Annotated in this window: 18 protein-coding genes and 1 pseudogene; 9 read left to right on the top strand and 10 right to left on the bottom strand. The window is 70.9% G+C overall.

Features of this window, described 5'->3' with window-relative positions:
* The 5 genes and pseudogenes from AB0924_RS10795 to AB0924_RS10775 form a co-directional block, all read right to left on the bottom strand.
* Positions 1-1140, bottom strand: a 1140-nt coding sequence (locus AB0924_RS10795) for a serine hydrolase domain-containing protein (protein ID WP_366911176.1), incomplete at its 3' end; no start/stop codon positions are given.
* 73 nt (positions 1141-1213) lie between these two features.
* Positions 1214-1396: pseudogene (locus AB0924_RS10790) on the bottom strand (organic hydroperoxide resistance protein); the annotation flags it as partial.
* A 22-nt stretch (positions 1397-1418) separates the two neighbouring features.
* Complete coding sequence (locus AB0924_RS10785; protein WP_358928706.1) at positions 1419-2183, bottom strand: ABC transporter ATP-binding protein; 765 nt, start codon at positions 2181-2183, stop codon at positions 1419-1421.
* On the bottom strand, positions 2171-2932 hold the full coding sequence (cbiQ, locus tag AB0924_RS10780; protein WP_358928708.1) for a cobalt ECF transporter T component CbiQ: 762 nt from the start codon (positions 2930-2932) through the stop codon (positions 2171-2173). Before cbiQ ends, AB0924_RS10785 begins: the two co-directional genes overlap by 13 nt.
* 1 nt (position 2933) lies before the next feature.
* Complete coding sequence (locus AB0924_RS10775) at positions 2934-3986, bottom strand: energy-coupling factor ABC transporter permease (RefSeq protein WP_366911175.1); 1053 nt, start codon at positions 3984-3986, stop codon at positions 2934-2936.
* A gap of 148 nt (positions 3987-4134) precedes the next feature.
* Here AB0924_RS10775 and AB0924_RS10770 point away from each other — a divergent pair, with 148 nt between their 5' ends.
* On the top strand, positions 4135-4473 hold the full coding sequence (locus tag AB0924_RS10770) for an SsgA family sporulation/cell division regulator (RefSeq protein ID WP_358928712.1): 339 nt from the start codon (positions 4135-4137) through the stop codon (positions 4471-4473).
* A 22-nt stretch (positions 4474-4495) separates the two neighbouring features.
* On the opposite strand, the gene AB0924_RS10765 is transcribed toward AB0924_RS10770, so the two are convergent.
* From AB0924_RS10765 to AB0924_RS10750, 4 genes are all read right to left on the bottom strand, one after another.
* Positions 4496-6151 (bottom strand): penicillin-binding transpeptidase domain-containing protein, encoded by a 1656-nt coding sequence (locus AB0924_RS10765; protein WP_366911174.1) that lies wholly within the window; start codon positions 6149-6151, stop codon positions 4496-4498.
* A gap of 93 nt (positions 6152-6244) precedes the next feature.
* Positions 6245-7876 (bottom strand): penicillin-binding transpeptidase domain-containing protein, encoded by a 1632-nt coding sequence (locus AB0924_RS10760; protein ID WP_366911173.1) that lies wholly within the window; start codon positions 7874-7876, stop codon positions 6245-6247.
* A gap of 161 nt (positions 7877-8037) precedes the next feature.
* Entirely contained in the window at positions 8038-8571 is a 534-nt protein-coding gene (gene cpt, locus AB0924_RS10755; protein WP_366911172.1) for a chloramphenicol phosphotransferase CPT, read from the bottom strand.
* Positions 8572-8632: 61 nt separating this feature from the next.
* Positions 8633-8875 (bottom strand): winged helix-turn-helix domain-containing protein, encoded by a 243-nt coding sequence (locus AB0924_RS10750; protein ID WP_358928720.1) that lies wholly within the window; start codon positions 8873-8875, stop codon positions 8633-8635.
* Between the two features lie 183 nt (positions 8876-9058).
* On the opposite strand from AB0924_RS10750, the gene AB0924_RS10745 reads away from it, so the two are divergent.
* From AB0924_RS10745 to AB0924_RS10725, 5 genes are all read left to right on the top strand, one after another.
* Entirely contained in the window at positions 9059-9385 is a 327-nt protein-coding gene (locus tag AB0924_RS10745) for a hypothetical protein (protein ID WP_358928722.1), read from the top strand.
* A complete protein-coding gene (locus AB0924_RS10740; protein WP_366911170.1) occupies positions 9385-9765 on the top strand; it encodes a hypothetical protein in 381 nt (126 codons plus the stop codon). Before AB0924_RS10745 ends, AB0924_RS10740 begins: the two co-directional genes overlap by 1 nt.
* A gap of 133 nt (positions 9766-9898) precedes the next feature.
* Positions 9899-10357, top strand: coding sequence for a hypothetical protein (locus AB0924_RS10735; RefSeq protein ID WP_366911224.1), 459 nt, complete (start codon positions 9899-9901; stop codon positions 10355-10357).
* A gap of 5 nt (positions 10358-10362) precedes the next feature.
* A complete protein-coding gene (locus AB0924_RS10730; RefSeq protein WP_366911169.1) occupies positions 10363-11700 on the top strand; it encodes a hypothetical protein in 1338 nt (445 codons plus the stop codon).
* Positions 11701-11810: 110 nt separating this feature from the next.
* A complete protein-coding gene (locus tag AB0924_RS10725; RefSeq protein ID WP_358928730.1) occupies positions 11811-12053 on the top strand; it encodes a hypothetical protein in 243 nt (80 codons plus the stop codon).
* Positions 12054-12137: 84 nt separating this feature from the next.
* Here the strand turns inward: AB0924_RS10725 and AB0924_RS10720 are convergent, their stop codons facing one another.
* On the bottom strand, positions 12138-13886 hold the full coding sequence (locus AB0924_RS10720; RefSeq protein ID WP_366911168.1) for a phospholipid carrier-dependent glycosyltransferase: 1749 nt from the start codon (positions 13884-13886) through the stop codon (positions 12138-12140).
* 105 nt (positions 13887-13991) lie between these two features.
* On the opposite strand from AB0924_RS10720, the gene rsmI reads away from it, so the two are divergent.
* The 3 genes from rsmI to AB0924_RS10705 all read left to right on the top strand — a co-directional run bounded on the left by rsmI (position 13992) and on the right by AB0924_RS10705 (position 16509).
* Positions 13992-14843 (top strand): 16S rRNA (cytidine(1402)-2'-O)-methyltransferase, encoded by an 852-nt coding sequence (rsmI, locus tag AB0924_RS10715; RefSeq protein WP_358928766.1) that lies wholly within the window; start codon positions 13992-13994, stop codon positions 14841-14843.
* A gap of 334 nt (positions 14844-15177) precedes the next feature.
* On the top strand, positions 15178-15579 hold the full coding sequence (locus AB0924_RS10710; protein ID WP_358928768.1) for a hypothetical protein: 402 nt from the start codon (positions 15178-15180) through the stop codon (positions 15577-15579).
* Positions 15580-15627: 48 nt separating this feature from the next.
* Entirely contained in the window at positions 15628-16509 is an 882-nt protein-coding gene (locus AB0924_RS10705) for a TatD family hydrolase (protein WP_358928770.1), read from the top strand.
* The last annotated feature ends 127 nt before the right edge of the window (positions 16510-16636 follow it).

Raw genomic sequence — 16636 nt, 5'->3', positions numbered from 1 at the left:
CGCCCGGACCAGTGCCTGCGCCCTCGGGTCCGCCGTCACGCTCTTGCGGAAGCCGTTGGTGACGTAGCCGAAGGCGACGCCGGTCTCCGGGTCGGTGAAGGCGAGGGCACCGCCGCGGCCCGGGTGGCCGAAGGAGCCGGGCGACAGCAGCGGCGAGGCGCTGCCGTGCAGCATGTGACCGAGGCCGAACCGGGTGCCCACCACGAGGACCCGGTCCGGTCCGGCCGACCGCTCGGCGCGGGCGAGTTCCACGGTCGCCGGGGTGAACAGCCGGGTGCCGCCGTCCACCTCGCCGATGAGCGCGGCGTAGAAGCGGGCCAGGCCGTCGGCGGTGGCGATGCCGTTGGAGGCGGGCAGGGCCGCCGCGCGGTAGGCGGGCGCGTTCTCGTCCGGCAGCGGGGTGATCGCGGCGAAGGCACGGCGGGTGAGGGATTCGGGGTCGGCGTAGGCCTCGGACACGGCCCGCTTGGGACGGGTCCGCAGGGTGCCGGACGCCTGCGGTGCCTCCACGGGACCGACCCGGCCCACGCGTGGCTGCTCCGCCTCCGGCAGTCCGAGCCACAGTTCCGCGCCGGTGGGCGCGGCGATCTCCTCCGCGATCCAGGTGCCGACCGGCCGCCCGGTGATCCGCCGGACCAGCTCGCCGGTGAGCCAGCTGTAGGTCTGTGCGTGGTAGCCGTGGTCGGCGCCCGGCTCCCAGACCGGGGCCTGGGCGGCGACGGCCGCCGCGCCGAGGTCGGGGTCGGCCGCCTCCGCGGGGGTCAGCGGGCGGTCCAGCACCGGCACCCCGGCCCGGTGCGCGAGCAGGTGCCGGACGAGGGTGCGCTCCTTGCCGGCCGCCTTGTACTCCGGCCAGTACGTGCCGACCGGGGCGTCCAGGTCCAGCTCGCCGCGCTGGTGCAGCAGCAGGAGCGCGGCGGCGGCGACGCCCTTGGTCGCCGAGCGCACGATCTGCGCGGTGCCGGGCACCCAGGGGGCGGTGCCGTCCACGTCCCTGGTGCCGCCCCAGAGGTCGACGACCTTCTTGCCGTCCCGGTACACGGCGACGGCCGCGCCCCGCTCCCCGAGCAGTTCGAAGTTGGCGGCGAACGCCTGCCTGACCGGCTCGAAGCCCTCGGCCACAGTGCCGTGCACGTCCACGTCCGCCGTCCCTTCCGATCGCCTGCGACAGTGGGTGCAACGGGGTCCGCGGGCCTGCGATTCCTCGGCGGGATCAGCCCAACAGAATCGTTACATCGATGTTGCCGCGGGTGGCGTTCGAGTACGAGCGGACCTCGTGCGCCGCGTCCACCAGCTCCGTCGCGACCTCCCGGTCCAGTACGGGCAGGGAGACACTGAGGGCGACCGCGAGGCCGTAGCCGCGGTGCTTGTTGGGGCCGATAGCCACCTTCGCCGCCCGACTTGGTCGTCTTGACGCGTCACGCGCCCATTGGCACGGACCTCGGGTCGAAGCCGAACGGCAGCTCCAGCCGGTGCGCCCGCATCAGGGCGTCGTCGCAGAGCAGTTCGCCGGTCGGGCCGTCCGCCGCGATGACGCCCTCGCTGAGGACCAGCGAGCGCGGGCACAGCTCCAGGGCGTAGGGCAGGTCGTGCGTGACCATCAGGACGGTGACGTCCAACGAGCGCAGGATGTCGGCGAGTTCCCGGCGGGAGGCCGGATCCAGGTTGGACGACGGCTCGTCCAGGACCAGGATCTCCGGCTCCATCGCGAGCACGGTCGCGACCGCGACCCGGCGGCGCTGCCCGAACGACAGGTGGTGCGGCGGCCGGTCGGCGAAGTCCCCCATCCCGACCAGGTCCAGGGACGTGCGCACCCGCTCCTCCAGCGCGGCGCCCCTGATCCCGGCGGCCGCGGGGCCGAACGCCACGTCCTCCCGCACCGTCGGCATGAAGAGCTGGTCGTCCGGGTCCTGGAAGACGATGCCGACCTTCTGCCGGATCTCGGCCATGTGCCGCTTGCCGACCGGCATCCCGGCCACGGTCACGGTGCCGGTGCCGCCGCCCAGGATGCCGTTGAGGTGCAGCACGAGGGTGGTCTTGCCGGCGCCGTTCGGGCCGAGCAGCGCGACCCGTTCGCCGCGCGCGACGGAGAAGTCCACGCCGAACAGGGCCTGGTGGCCGTCGGGGTAGGCGAAGGCGAGGCCGGAGACCTCCAGTGAGGCAGGTGTAGTCACAGGACCCATCCCAGCAGACAGACGACGAGGGCGGCGCAGGGGAGGGTGAGGGCGTGACGCCACTCGGCCCGGGACGCGGTCACCTCGTCGATGACCGGCATCGAGCCGGCGTACCCCCGGCTGACCATGGCCAGGTGCACCCGCTCCCCGCGCTCGTAGGAGCGGATGAACAGGGCGCCCGCCGACTTGGCGAGCACCCCCCAGTGCCGTACGCCCCGCGCCTCGAAGCCGCGCGACTCACGGGCGATCCGCATCCGGCGCATCTCGTCGGTGATGACGTCGCCGTAGCGGATCATGAAGGAGGCGATCTGCACGAGCAGCGGCGGCAGCTTCAGCCGCTGCAGCCCGAGCAGCAGTTCGCGCAGCTCGGTGGTGGCGGCGAGCAGTACGGAGGCGGCGACGCCGAGGGTGCCCTTGGCGAGCACGTTCCAGGCGCCCCACAGCCCGTTGACGCTCAGCGACAGGCCGAGCACCTGCACCCGCTCGCCCTCCGCCACGAACGGCATGAGCACCGCGAAGGCCACGAACGGCACCTCGATCAGCAGCCGCTTCAGCAGGAAACCGGAGGGCACGCGCGCCAGGCGCGCGACGAGGGCGAGCAGCACGGCGTAGACCGCGAACGCCCACATCGCCTCCCGCGGGGTCGACACCACGACGACCACGAACGCGAAGGCGGCCGCCAGTTTGGTGTGCGGCGGCAGGGCGTGCACGGGCGAGTGCCCGTGCCGGTAGAGCCGGTGCGCGTGTCCCGCTCCCACGTCAGGCGCCCGTGCTCGCGGTGGAGGTGGGGGAGACGTCCGTGTCGCGGCGCCTGCGTACCGCCCAGAACACCGTGCTGCCGGCGACGACGGTGACGCCGACGCCGATCACGCCCGCGAGACCGCCGGACAGCCGGGCGTCGGAGACGTCCTCGACGCCGTAGTCGGCGAGCGGGGAGCCGGACGAGGCGTGCTTGCCGGTCTTCTTGTCGATGCCCTGGTCGTGCGCGACCTTCTCCAGGCCGTCGGGGTTCGCGGAGGCGTAGAAGCTCACGAACCCGGCGAGGACCAGGGAGGTGACCAGACCGGTCAGCCACAGGGTGCGCCGGGAGGTGCGTGCCGCCACGGGGGCGGCCGGCGCGGGGGCGTCCACCAGCTCGCCGTTCACCCGCAGCCGCAGACGCTGCCGCAGCCCGCGCGCGCCGTGCACCAGGTCCGGGCGTACGGCGACCACGGCGCCCACGGTGAGGGCGGTGATCACGGCCTCACCGATGCCGATCAGCACGTGGACACCGATCATCGCGGTCGCCACCTTGCCGATGGAGACGTCGGTGGTGCCGCCGACCGCGTACATGAGCGTGAAGGCGACGGCGGCGGCCGGCACCGAGACCAGCGCGGCGACGAAGGAGGCGACGGTCACCGAGCGCCGCTTGCGGGGCAGCACGGCGAGCAGCCCGCGGAAGACGGCGTAGGACACCACCGTGGTGACGATCGCCATATCGGTGATGTTCACCCCGAGCGCGGTGAGCCCGCCGTCCGCGAACAGCACACCCTGCATGAGCAGCACCACCGACACACAGAGCACCCCCGTGAAGGGGCCGACGAGTATCGCGGCGAGCGCACCGCCCAGCAGATGGCCGCTTGTTCCGGCCGCCACGGGGAAGTTGAGCATCTGTACGGCGAAGATGAACGCGGCCACCAGACCGGCCAGCGGAGCGGTGCGCTCGTCGAGTTCACGGCGGGCACCCCGCAGGCTCACCGCGATGGCGCCGGCGGCGACCACCCCGGTGACGGCGGAGACAGGGGCGTTGATGAATCCGTCAGGTACGTGCACCGTACGAGTCTAGGGCCTTGTTGCGAAGGGTTTGCAAGAGAGACGTAGTTTCCGTCTCGCGGAGGTGCAAACCGGAAAATATGGGACATTAGAGAAGAAGCGGATGCACGGCTTTCGCTGAGGTGACTGAGCGTGAAAGGGCGGTCCGATGTCTGTAGTCGAACAGTACGCACGCGCCCATATCGTCACGGACGAGGAGGATCCCGGAGCCGTACCCGTCGTACTGCGCTACGACCCCGACAGCGATCCGCGATCGGTGCACATCGACCTGCCCGGCGCGCATGAATGGACCTGCTCCCGCGCCCTGCTCGAACGGGGACTGACCGCCCCGGCCACCAGCGGCGACGTACGGGTGTGGCCCTGCGGACGCGTCCAGGCCGTCGTGGAGTTCCACTCCGACGGCGGTGTCTCGGTGGTGCAGTTCGAGTCGAAGGCGCTGATCAGCTTCCTGCGCCGCACCTACAAGGCCGAACCGGTGGTGAGCTGAGCCGGGCCGGTGACGGCGGCGGTCAGCTTCCCTGCTTCAGCAGCGTCGCGACGATCGGCCCGGCCGTGTCACCGCCGTGACCGCCCGCCTGGACCACGCCCGCGGCCGCGAGGTCGCCTCGGTAGGCGGTGAACCAGCCGTTGGGCTTCTTCTGCCCGTCGACCTCCGCCGAACCGGTCTTCGCGCCGTAGTCCGGACCGAGGCCGGACATGGCCTCGGCGGCGGTGCCGTAGGCGGCCGTGTACCGCATCAGCTCCCGCAGCTGCGACAGCGTGCTGCCCGACAGGGTGCGGGACGCGGTGGCCAGCTTGCGGTGGTCGACCTCGGGGGAGACCAGATAGGGCTGGTGGAAGGTGCCCGACTTCACCGTCGCGGCGACCGAGGCCATGTTCAGCGGGTTCATGCGCACCCCGCCCTGCCCGATCAGCGACGCCGCCATCTGCGCCGCCGACTGCACCGGCACCGCGCCGTCGAAGGTGGGCACGCCGATCGCCCAGTTGTTCATGGACAGGCCGAAGACCTGCTGGGCCTGCTTGGTCAGGTCGTCGTTCTCCAGCTTCTTCGCCTGGCTGATGAAGGCGGTGTTGCAGGAGCGGGCGAAGCTCGCCTTGAACGTGCCGTCCTTGATCGTGAAGTCGTCGTCGTTGTGGAACTTCCAGCCGCCGTAGGTGAACGTCTTCGGACACGGGTGCTTCTTGTCCACCGACGCCAGGCCCTTGTCGATCAGCAGCGACGAGGTGATGACCTTCATCGTGGAGCCGGGCGCCAGCGAGCCCTGGAAGGCGGTGTTGAAGCCGTGCCCGCTGTTGGCGACCGCGAGGATCTCCCCGGTCGAGGGCCGTACGACCACCACCGAGGCGCGGGCCCGCTTGCCGACCTGCTGCTCGGCCGTCGCCTGCAGGGCCGGGCTGAGCGTCGTGCGCACGGTTCCCGGCGTGCCCTTGCTCAGCTCCAGCAGGGTCTTGTCGGACAGCTTGGCCGCCTTGGACGCCTTGCCGCGCACCACGCGCAGCTCCACGCCCGCCTTGCCGCCCGCCGTCTTGCCGTACTTCTCGCGCAGGCCGTCCAGCACGGTGCCCAGCGAGCGGTACTTCGCGGCCGTCAGCTTCTCGCCGTCGCGGTCCAGCGCCGTCACCGGCGGGGTGCCGGACTCGCCGGTGACGAGCGAGTCGCCGTCCTTCAGGTCCGGGTGGACGACCGAGGAGTGCCAGCCGACCAGCGGGGCGCCGTCGCTCTTGCGCCGCACGACCGTGAGCGAGCTGTCGTAGCCGAGCGGCTTGCCGGTGCTCTTGTACGACACCGTCGCCTTGACGGAGAACGGCACCTTGGCGCCGGCGGCCCTGCCGGCGGTGAGCGTGACGTCCTTCAGGTGCGCGTCCTTGGTGGCGCCGGTGAGCAGTTCCGCCGCGGTGGACGGGTCGTCTGTGGCGGCCGCCGCCTCGGTCACCCTGCCGTGCTGCCAGGCGGTGAGGAAGCGGGTGGAGGCCGTGCGCACCTCGGCGGCGCTGAGCGGGCCCGTCTTGACGGTCGGGCCGGACGGCCGGTCGTCGGCCGCCGCCCCGCCGCCGTACAGCGCGTAGGCACCGAGGCCGGCACCGCCGACGACCACGGCGATCATCCCGCCGAGCATCACCGGTCTGTTCTTCCGCCGCTCGGCGACGCGCCTTCTCTTGCCCACAGCCTCAGTTCCTCCGCGCCTTACCAGCGTTCTCACGGCCCGCACACCCCAACGACGCCGACCAGCCTAAAGTCCCCCGCTGTGTGGGTGACGTCAGCCCGCGGTCCGTAGCACGCCTGCGACAATCGGCCCGGCCGCGTCGACGCCGTGCCCGCCGTCCTGGACCATCGCGGCGGCGGCCATGTCGTTGCGGTACCCGGCGAACCAACTGTCCGACTTCGCCTGCCCGTCGGACTCGGCCGAACCCGTCTTCGCGCCGATGCTCCCGCCGAGCCCGGACATGATGGTGGCCGCGGTGCCGCTGGTCGCGGTGCGGTTCATCATCGCGCGCAACTGCTGGACGGTGCTCTGCGACAGCCCGCGCGCGCGGGCCGGCTCGCGGTGGTCCAGGGCCAGCGGCACGATCACCGGCTGCCGGAAGGCGCCGGTCATCGCGGTGGCCGTGACGGAGGCCATGTTCAGCGGGCTCATCTGCACCTGGCCCTGGCCGATCAGATTGGCCGCCGTGTCCGGTCCGCCGGAGGCGGGCACCCGGCCGTCGAAGGACGGCACGCCGATCTTCCAGTCGTTGCGCCCGATCCCGAACCGGTCCTGCGCCTCCTTGGTGAGGGCGTCGACCCCGAGGTCGTCGGCGAACTTCACGAACGCCGTGTTGCAGGAGCGGGCGAAGCTCTCCGAAAGGGTGGCGTTCTCGTTCGGGGGCATGTTCTTGAGGTTGTGGAACGTCTGGCTCTGCCAGACGGCGGTCGGCGGGCAGGGAGCCTTGCCGTTCGCGCTGGTCAGCCCGGTGTCGATGAGGGTCGCCGCGCTGACGATCTTCATGGTGGAGCCGGGCGGGCGCTCGCCGAGCAGGGCCGCGTCGAAGCCGTCCTCCCGGTGGTTGGCGACGGCCAGGATCTCGCCGGTGCTGGGCTTCACGGCCACGACGGACGCGTCCGCGTACTTCCGCGCGGCCGTCTCCGCGGCCGCCTGCGCGCTCGCGCTGAGCGTGGTGCGCAGCTTGCCCGGTCGGCCCTTGGCGAGGGTGAGCAGGGTGGTGTCGGCCGGGCTCTCCTCGCCGGCGCCCTGGTGGCGAATGACCAGCTCCACGCCGGGCCTGCCGTCCGTCGTGTCGCCGTAGCGCTTGCGCAGCTCGTCCAGGACCGGGCCGAGCGAGGGGTACTTCTCCTTCGACAGCACCTGCCCGTCGCGGTCCACGGCCTCGATCTCGGGCGCCGCGGACTCGCCGGTCGCGAGGGTGTCGCCCTTGCGCAGCCGCGGGTGCACGACGGAGGGCTGCCAGTCGACCAGGGCGCGGTGCGAGGTCTCGCCGCGCACCACGGTCAGCGTGGACTCATAGCTGAGCTGCCGGGACTTCCCTCCGTACGACACCGTTGTCCTGACCGTGAACGGCACGGTCGCGCCGGTGGCCGCGCCCGGCGTGATGTGCACCTTGGTGAGGTGCGCGTCGCTCCGGTACGCCGTCAGCAAGTCCCTCGCCGACTCGGGGAAGTTCGTGTACGAAGCGGCCGCGGCGGCGTCCCCCTTCTGCCACGCGGCGAAGAACCTCCCCGTGGTGTCCTTCACTTCGTCCCGGCTGGGCGGCCCCGTCCGGACGGCGGCCGCGCCCCCGGTCCCCCCGTCGCCGTTCAGCGCGGACAGGATGTTGTAGGCGCCGTAGCCGGCGCCGCCCAGCATCACCGCGCACACGCCGCCTATGACCCCGGCCTTCACTCCGCTGCGCATCAGGCGCACCCTCTCCCCGTCTCCCCGTGGGGACCTGCTGCGCCCGGGACATTCCTGAACGCGTTCAAAAGCAGGTCGCAGCGGAACTGTAAGCGGTTGTGCGGCAGTTGTGGCCGGTGTTGCCGATTGTTGTCCGAAGAGAGACGTCGCTGTCCGGTCGATCACCCGACATGTGCGGCAATGGTCCGTGCACACTCCATCGACTCGGCGTGCGTGGTGTCCACTTCGAGGTCGTAGTCGACCCCCTGATGCACGAGCCCCGCCTGGGAAACGGCCATTCCGGTGACCCGGTCACCCCGCGCGACCTCACGCCCCGCGGCGACGGCGGCATCACACCGCACCCCCACCCACAACACCCCTAGCCCGTCCAGCGCCTTCCGCCACCGACCCTGGGACTGCGCCCCGCCGAGGAACACCTCGTCCACGACGACCCGGGCCCCCGCCCGCACCATCGAGGCGACGCCCTCGATCCACGCGGCCTCCAACTTCCGGAACTCCGCGCCGACGACCACCTCACCGTCCGCCCCGAACTCGATCCCCCCGTCCCCGGCCCGCATGGCCGCCGGCAACGCGTCGACGAACGTGTCCGTCCCGAACGCCAGCCACGCCCCGGGCAACACCGCCTGAAGACACCGGACGATCCCGGACTTCCCCGAACTGGACCCACCGTTGAGCACGATCACTTGAGTCGTCACGGGGTCACGGTAGGCGTGGCGAGGGTGGGGCGGAAACGGGATATCGGGGGCGATGGCGCTCTCAGTCGGTGGTCGGCTCAGGGGTCCCGATGACGTACGTCCCCTTCGCGGGCAGGGTCGCGACCAGGCCGCGCTTGCGCAGCTCGACGATGGCCCGCCGCACGGTGCCGATGCTCACGCCGTACAACTCGGTCATCGCACGCTCGCCGGGCAGGGCCGCGCCCTGCGGCAGTTTGCCGGAGGCGATCTCGGCGGCGATGGCATCCGCAAGCTTCACGTACTCGTAGCGCGGCAGCTCAGTCATGGCTCAACGGTGGAGCACCGCGACGCGCCGCGCAGTAGTAGGACGCTGCGCACCGCGTCGGAACGCGGTGGGGAGTTGTGGGGTGCGGGGGGACGCAGTTTCGCTATCGTCAGCAATGACAGAACCCCGGCGAGGTGGCTAGACCTCCCGGGGCGCGGCCAACGCTTCCTTGGGAGCGCCGACATGCACGACCTTATCCGCCGCCTCGCCCATTGGCTGGCCCTTCTCCTCGGCCCGGGCACCGGAGCCCACCGAGCCGGCGGCCCCCGCCCGCACCGTTCCCCGGAAAGGCACCCCACCGACTCCCTCTGCCTCCCCATCCACCGCTCCCCGTACTGCCTCCACCTCCCCCTGGCCGGCTCCGAGTCCCGGCTCGTCCGCCCCTACCTCACGGCCCACGAGCAGGAAAGGGCACGCCAGCGGCACCGCCGCCGCACCCTCGTCCTAGCCGCCGACTTCGGCATCGACCTCGACCAGCACGTGATCGGCGCGGAGAGGACGGCGGCCTGATGGATCCCCGCACCAAGCTCAGGCTGCTCCCCTGGTCGTCACCGGAGGGCAAGCCCTGCTTCCTCGCCACCGCCGGTGAGGGCGGTTACCTCTCGCGGCTTGCCGACGAGACGGAGGATCTGCAGCTGGCCGATGGCCTGGACGTGCTCGTAGGGGCCCGCAAGGTCCTGGACGACCCCCTGTCCCCGAACGTCGAGGTCCGCTACACCGCGATCCGGCTCTCGGAATGCCTGGCCGACGCGTTACGCGTAGCCGAGTCCCGCGGCCGCCGCCTTCGCATGTCTGACGACATCGGCGTGGAGGATGGCACCGGTGAGGCCGATGCCCTCGCTGCCACCAACTCTCCATCGGCACCGGGTCTGGCAGGAGGGCCCGCGTGAAAACTGTGACCCGTCCCGGCTCTATGGCCGGACGGGTCGGTCGGTCTTTTTTGATCATTGATGGTCTGTACGTGACAGAATAGGGATGACGAGCCTGTGCGCAGGCAGCCAGCGGCCGGACCGGGGGGACACGGTGTCGTGGGAAGAGGAATGGGCTCAACTCAAGGCGGACGCTCTTGCGCGGCGGCAGTCGGCGCACATGCAGTTGAACCAGTTGCCCGGTGACGGAGGCGGCGGTCCCACCGACGGCCCGGCCGGCCACGGAGCCGGATTCTCGGTGAGCGCGGACTCCATCGACGGAAGCTCGCACGAACTGCTGGAGATAGCAGGAGTCCTGTACGAGGGACGGATGGACGGGGAGAACGCGACGATGTGCCGCGCCCCTAGGGTCCACCCGGAGCTCGCCGCCAGTGTTGAGACATTCGCCCGGTACGCCAAAGAGCAGTACGCCGACGCGGTCATCCTGCTGGCTGCGCTGGCCGGCAAACTGAAGTCAGCTGGTGGCGCTTACACCAACTATGACGAAGCGGTTCGCGGGGAACTGAACTCGGTACTCACGGCGGGGTGCTACACGGCCCCTGCGGACCGGTGATAGCCGTGGCCTATCGCGCGGACGTCGAGTTCCTGGAGGACGCCAACCCGGCGCTGATCGGTCTTAGTTCGGCGGAGTTCACGCGGCTGCACGAGTTGATCGGCACTACTGATGATGCCCTCCACAAAGCGATGAAGGTGCACTGGAGGAGCGACGCACGTGACCTGTACGCAAAGCGGCTGAGCGAAGCGAGGGAACTCACTGACTCCCTGTCGGACTCCTTCCGTCAAGTGGCCAGTGCCCTCACGGTCTACAGCGAAGCGGTGACCACAGCCAAGAGCCACTACAAGAGCGGGAAGCACTCCGAAGCCCAGCTGTCGGAGGTGATGGCCAAGCAAGCCACCGCGATCACGCCGACGGCGCGTGCCGCTGAGCCCTTGAGGCAGTGGGAGGACCTGCGGGCCACCACCGGCGTCATGGACTGGTTCGCGGAACTCGGCGTCGATGTCGACACGATCCGCGAGGACGCTGAGCGCTACTACCATCAGACCAAGGGCCACTACGGCGATGCCCTGCGGGTGGAGTCCGAAGCGCGCGAGACGTGCATCGCCGATATCAGGGCGGCCTACCGGTCTTTGCCCGAGTTCCAATGTCCCATCGCCGATCCCGGACAGCTCCTGAGACATCTGGGCCCGCTGCAGGTCGAGGCCCGGCAGGCGCGGGACAACCCCTATGCCCAGCTTCCCGGCGCCGGACCCAAGATGGACGACATCCCCACCACGGGCCGGAATGTCGTGGCCAACGAGATCCTTTCTCGTATCGAGACTCGTATCAACGGCCTTCCTGAAGGTCAGGGAAACTACTACTGGCTGCCGTCACTCTCCGATGAGGGGCGGCGTGAATACATCTCCGCCAATAAAGAGCTGATCAGGGCAGCGGCGCATGACGCTGGACTGCCGCCCGAGATGGTCGCCGGTATCGCCTGGCAGGAAGTCATGGGAGACCCCGCCGTTCTGGACGACCTGGCATACGAGGGACGCAAGATCCTCCCTGGCTCCAACGACCCGGACGAGACGTCAATGGGCCCCCTGTCCATACAGGTCCGTCGTGCCGCTGAGGTGCTCGGCTATGACTCGCAGCACCTCACCGACATCCAGCGGGACCAAGTGGTGGGCGCGATCAAAGACCCGGCGAAGAATATCTTCATCGCCTCCGAGTACCTGGCACAGCTCAAGGCGGAAAGCGGCTTCGCCGACGTGCCGCCAGAGCAGATGACCCGCACACAAATGCAGGAGCTGGCTGCTCGATACAACGGCGGACCGTACTACCAGGACCCAGGGGCCCAGGCCTATGGACAGAGCTTCGACCAGAAGCTGAACGATGCGAAGGAGGCCATGCGGTGAGCCGCTGCACCGGTCCTGTGTCTTCCCAGGCGTCATCGTCAGGGCCGCCCGCGAGGAAGCGCACGCGGACGGGGTCTGTCGTTTGCGGTCTCCTCCTGGCTCTAGGGCATGTGGTAACGATCTACGTCGGATTTCTCGCGTACATGGCCGAACCGGCTGGACCTTGGGACAGCGAGACCGCTGCTCACTCGAACTTCGCCGCCGGCCTTGCCTTGGGCCTCTCGTTCGTGACGGCACTGCTGACGTGGGTCTTCGTCAAGGCCTACTGGCTCCGCTCGTGGTGGTACGCCCTCCCCGCAGCATTGGCCACCGCCGCGCTGCTGAGGCTGAGCCTGCTGGCGCCGAGTCTTTGACCGGCGGCCGGTGACGGCCTCGGACAACTGACAACGCCCAGGTCGGCCGCATCCTGCCGGGCCGTCCTGGGCGCGTGTGCCCGGCTACACCCACGTATCCAGCCACATCCGCGATCTCCAGTCGTTGATCGGGATCGCAGTCCCCGTGTACAGCGGCCAGAAGTAGATGAAGTTCCAGGCGATCAGCAGCACCAGTACGCCCGCCGACGAGGCGCCGATCAGGCGGCGGGTGTCCGTAGAGCCCGGGGGGCCGATGATGGCGCCGATGAGCATGGCCAGGGCCAGGCAGAGGAAGGGGAGGAAGACGACCGCGTAGAAGAGGAAGATCGTCCGCTCCTGGTACATGAACCAGGGCAGGTAACCGGCCGCGATGCCGCAGGCGATCGCGCCGGCCCGCCAGTCGCGGCGGAACGCCCAGCGCCAGAGGACGTACAGGAGGGCGACGATGCCCGCCCACCACAGGACGGGGGTGCCGATGGCGAGTACCTCGCGGGCGCACTTCTCGCCCGCGTCGGCCGGGCAGCCGTCGGCGCCGGGGGAGGGCGACTCGTAGAAGTACGAGACCGGGCGGCCCAGGACCAGCCAGCTCCACGGGTTGGACTGGTAGGTGTGCGGCGTCGACAGGCCGACGTGGAACTTGTAGACCTCGTGCTCGTAGTGCCACAGGCTGCGCAGCCAGTCCGGCAGGAAGGTCCAGTGGCCGCCCCTGCCGTCGGTCGCCGCCCAGTTGCGGAAGTAGCCGCCGGTGCCGTCGGTCGGGGAGAGGATCCAGCCGAGCCAGGAGAGCAGGTAGACGCCGATCGCCACCGGCACCGTCGCGAGGAACGTGATGCCCGTGTCGTGCCTCAGCGCCGCCAGGTACGGGTGGTGGGCGCCGGCCACCTTGCGGGCGCCGACGTCCCACAGCACCGCCAGCACGCAGAAGGCGGCCAGGATGTACAGGCCGTTCCACTTCGTGCCGATGGCCAGGCCCAGCATCAGCCCCGCGCCCCAGCGCCAGGGCCGCCAGCCGAGGCGGAGGGTGTCGGCCACGGCCGCGTCCGGGCGGACCCGGCCGTCCGCGTCGGCCGGGAGGGCGGCGGCCAGGCGCGCGCGGGATCTGTCCCGGTCGACGACCAGGCAGCCGAACGCGGCCACCACGAAGAACATCAGCACGCCGTCCAGCAGCGACGTACGGCTCATCACGAAGTGCAGGCCGTCCACCGCCATCAGCGCGCCCGCCAGGCAGCCGAGGAACGTCGAACGGAACATCCGGCGCCCGATCCGGCACAGCAGCAGCACGGAGAGCGTCCCCAGCAGGGCCGTCATGAACCGCCAGCCGAACGGGTCGAACCCGAACACCAGCTCGCCCAGGCCGATGACGTACTTGCCGACCGGCGGGTGCACGACGTACGCCGCGTCCGTGGGGATCGCGAGGTGCCCGTGCGTCTGCAGCACCGCGTCGTTGGCGTTCTTGTCCCAGTTGACCTCGAACCCGCGGTGGACGAGCGCCCAGGCGTCCTTGGCGTAGTACGTCTCGTCGAATATCACCGCACGCGGGCTGCCCAGGTGCCAGAACCGCATCACGCCCGCCAGCAGTGTCACCAGCAGCGGACCGCCCCAGCCCGACCAGCGGGTGAGCCGCTCGGCCAGGACCGGCGGCACGCCCAGCACCTGCCACAGGCGCGGGCTCGGCTCGTTGTACGGCGGAACCAGCCGGTCACGCACGTCGCCCGCGGGCGTGTCCCCCGCCGGCGCGTACCCGAATCGGCGCAGCCGCTGCTGCCACGTCGGCCGCTGGTCGTGCGGTGCCTGGCCCGGCCGGAGGTCCATGGAGGACGCGGTACTGGTCACCGCGCCATCGTAGGGAAACGTTCTGTGTGAGTCCCGTGCATGCCGGTACCGGTCGGGACACGGTCGCCTTCCCGGCCGTCCCGCGGTCCCTGCGAGGATGGGTGCGTGACTGGAACCCTTGTCCTCGCAGGTACCCCCATCGGCGACATCGCGGACGCGCCGCCCCGGCTGGCCGAGGAGCTGGCCGGCGCCGACCTCGTCGCCGCCGAGGACACCCGGCGGCTGCGCCGGCTCACCCAGGCGCTGGGTGTCACGCCCAAGGGCCGCGTCGTGTCGTACTTCGAGGGCAACGAGTCCGCCCGCACGCCCGAGCTGGTCCAGGAGCTGCTCGGTGGCGCGCGCGTGCTGCTGGTGACGGACGCGGGCATGCCGTCGGTCTCCGACCCGGGATACCGGCTGGTCGCCGCCGCGGTGGAGGAGGACATCAAGGTCACCGCCGTGCCGGGGCCGTCCGCCGTGCTCACCGCCCTCGCCCTGTCCGGGCTGCCCGTCGACCGGTTCTGCTTCGAGGGCTTCCTGCCGCGCAAGGCGGGCGAGCGGCTGTCCAGGTTGCGCGAGGTGGCCGGTGAGCGGCGCACGCTCGTCTACTTCGAGGCCCCGCACCGGCTCGACGACACCCTCGCCGCGATGGCCGAGGTGTTCGGCGCGGACCGGCGGGCCGCCGTCTGCCGCGAGCTGACCAAGACGTACGAGGAGGTGCGGCGCGGCCCGCTCGCCGAGCTGGCCGAGTGGGCCGCCGAAGGCGTCCGCGGGGAGATCACCGTCGTCGTGGAGGGCGCCGCCGAGACCGGCCCCGAGGAACTCGACGCCGGGGAACTGGTCCGGCGGGTGCGCATCCGCGAGGAGGCCGGGGAGCGGCGCAAGGAGGCGATCGCGGCGGTGGCGGTGGAGGCCGGGCTGCCCAAGAGGGTGGTCTTCGACGCCGTGGTCGCCGCGAAGAAGGACGGGGCCGTCTAGGTGAAGGGGGCGGGCCCGGCTCGCAGGGGGCGGCCCGAGGAGCCGTCCGCCCACCCGTCGGACCGGGGCGCACTCGCGCTCTGAGCAGGTCTCTTCTCCGCTGAGCGTGCGCCCCAACACGGGGCAAAGGGGTGGCACGCAAGGCAAAGCCCGAAGTGCCCGTCCGGGCCCGTTTCGGCAAGGAGAGTCCAAAACGCCTCCAACACTCGACAGGCCTGATGCGCTCGCGCCGGTGAGGGCGTCCACTGGTCGCAGGGACGCACCCGTCCCGCACCCCGGGATCGCAGGGGGAACCCTCGCCGGGGTGCTTGTCCAGCGGACAACCGGAGCTGGCATGAGTGAGATCGCAGGACGGACAGGCCTTCGCGGCACCGCCACCGCCGTCGTTCACGAGTCGTACGCCTTCGCCTGTATGAGGTGCGGCTTCGGCTGGGAGCAGTCGTACGAGATAGAGCATCACCTGGACGGTGACGGCCAGGAGTACGTGATGTACGTGGCCGAGGGCCGGGTCGTGCCGTCCCCGCTGAGCCGCCCCGTCTGCCACAACTGCGACGGCCATGTCGTGCGGATCATGCGCGCCGGGCAGGTCTCGTCGGTGCGCGGCGTGACCGGGACCCGCCGGGTGCCCCCGGCAGCGGGTCCCGTCGAGGCGCCCCAGGTGCCGGGGCAGACCGCCGAGCCGCACCACTGGCACCTGTCCGACCTCCTCCACCCCTTCCAGCGCAGGGCGAGCTGAGCCGACGGCGCCGGCCGCCCGGGCATGCCCCTTTCGTAGGATCGGGGCATGCCTTCGAACGCCGACAAGAACGCGGCTCCGCCGCTCCCGCCGCCGCTGCGGGTGCCCGTGGCCGACTCCCACACCCACCTCGACATGCAGTCGGGCACGGTCGAGGAGGGCCTCGCCAAGGCCGCGTCGGTGGGTGTGACGACGGTCGTCCAGGTCGGCTGCGACATCAAGGGCTCCCAGTGGGCCGCGGAGACCGCCGCGGCGCACGACGGCGTCCACGCCACCGTCGCGCTGCACCCCAACGAGGCCCCGCGCATCGTCCACGGCGATCCTGAGGGAGGCTGGTCCCGGCAGGGCGCCCGCGAACCGGGCGGTGACGCCGCGCTGGACGAGGCGCTCGCCGAGATCGACCGGCTCGCCGCGCTGCCCCAGGTCAAGGGCGTCGGCGAGACGGGGCTCGACCACTTCCGCACCGGGCCGGAGGGCAAGGAGGCGCAGGAGCGGTCCTTCCGCGCCCACATCGAGATCGCCAAGCGGCACGGCAAGGCCCTCGTCATCCACGACCGGGACGCCCACGCCGACGTCCTGCGCGTGCTGCGGGAGGAGGGCGCCCCCGAGCGCACCGTCTTCCACTGCTACTCCGGCGACGCCGAGATGGCGGAGATCTGCGCCCGCGAGGGCTACTTCATGTCGTTCGCCGGCAACGTCACCTTCAAGAACGCCCAGAACCTGCGCGACGCCCTCGCCGTCGCCCCGCTGGAACTGGTCCTCGTGGAGACCGACGCCCCCTTCCTCACCCCGGCGCCGTACCGGGGCCGGCCCAACGCCCCGTATCTCGTCCCCGTCACCGTGCGCGCGATGGCCGCCGTGCGCGGGATCGACGAGGACGCGCTGGCCACGGCCCTGGGTGCGAACACCGCTCGCGCGTTCGGATACTGATCACCCGGACAACCGCGTGTACGTTCGGAAGTGCAACGTTACGTAGTCGCGTCGCTTTGGAGAGTGACGAACGCTCCGCTAGGTTCTGTGGGCCCGAACCGGACCCCTCTGGCCCCTCTGGAGCGTG

Origin of the sequence: Streptomyces sp. NPDC047869, from assembly GCF_040704065.1 — a bacterium.
Taxonomy (GTDB): Bacteria; Actinomycetota; Actinomycetes; order Streptomycetales; family Streptomycetaceae; genus Streptomyces.
The sequence above is the reverse complement of the archived record's forward strand: the minus strand, read 5'-3'. Positions and strand labels throughout refer to the sequence as shown.